Raw genomic sequence first — 1047 nt, 5'->3', positions numbered from 1 at the left:
GCATCTTTCCTTTCCATTTACATATTTGAACATTCTAGTTTGTCTAAGTAATTTAACATTTATACAATTACCTCTAGCTAAAATATCATTAATTTTAGGTAGTTATATCTTCTACTTTGTATCAAAAAGGAGTCTTGCCATAAAAGGTAAATAATTAATGTAACTAAAAAAGACACAATTCCTTGTACAAGAATTACGCCTAGTTAATAATCACAACAATAAAGGGCAGCTGAATATTTTCGCGAAAATTGAATAAAAGAGCCCATTAAAAATGAAACTGTCTAAATTATATAGTCACATGCAAAAACGATACTTCTAAACCTAAAACCCAGGCTAAGACATTTTACGGAAATAAAATGGAAACTTCCTTACAAGAAAAAAAAGAGAACATTAATTGCCACTCTTCCTTTTATTTCTAAATATCACTTAGCTATTTAAGATACATGATCTGCAGTTGCCCAATTGTTTATAGGTACTACTTTATATTTTACACCAGACTTAACTTTCAACATCGCCTTTCTTTATCAAAAAAATTTGGGATATGGGAGCACTCATTTTTCAGATGGAATACTTGTTAAAAACAAGAGGAAGATGCAAGCTTGTTGCTTACATCTTCCTAAAAAATTATTTGGATTGTGTCTTTTCTTCTTTCTCATCTGGAGAAATCAAATCTTTAGTAGAGTTTTTAAATTCTCTTAATGTGTTGCCAAAAGCACGTCCAATTTCGGGCAACTTAGATGGTCCAAATATGATGAGGGCAATGACTAAAATCAATATCAATCCAGGTATTCCAATATTTTGAAGCATTGTGTTTCCTCCTTTTGTCTTTCTCCTGAAAGCTAAAGTTATATTAAAGAGCCGCTAATGCTTTTGTTTTTTCCTCTATTTTCAAGAATGTTTTACTCATATTCCCAAATGAATCTATCGCATAAACTTCGATATCATAACTTATACCTGGCTGCAATCCCTTAACTGGCAGAACGAATGGGTTGGGTATAGGATCTTTGTAGAATTCTGAGAAAGCCCGAAACTCTTTCGCTATTTGTC

General features: G+C 31.9%; 1 protein-coding gene and 1 pseudogene. Both read right to left on the bottom strand.

Features of this window, described 5'->3' with window-relative positions:
- Positions 1 to 624 precede the first annotated feature (624 nt).
- A complete protein-coding gene (locus AC1DUW_RS30240; protein WP_053346117.1) occupies positions 625 to 807 on the bottom strand; it encodes a twin-arginine translocase TatA/TatE family subunit in 183 nt (60 codons plus the stop codon).
- A gap of 43 nt (positions 808 to 850) precedes the next feature.
- A pseudogene (locus AC1DUW_RS30235) lies at positions 851 to 1047 on the bottom strand (phosphatase); the annotation flags it as partial.

Source organism: Peribacillus sp. P4_C12 (assembly GCF_056402095.1).
The sequence above is the reverse complement of the archived record's forward strand: the minus strand, read 5'-3'. Positions and strand labels throughout refer to the sequence as shown.

Excerpts from the sequence above, each read along its gene's own strand:
- AC1DUW_RS30240 (WP_053346117.1), bottom strand. The coding sequence starts at position 807 with ATGCTTCAAAATATTGGAATACCTGGATTGATATTGATTTTAGTCATT.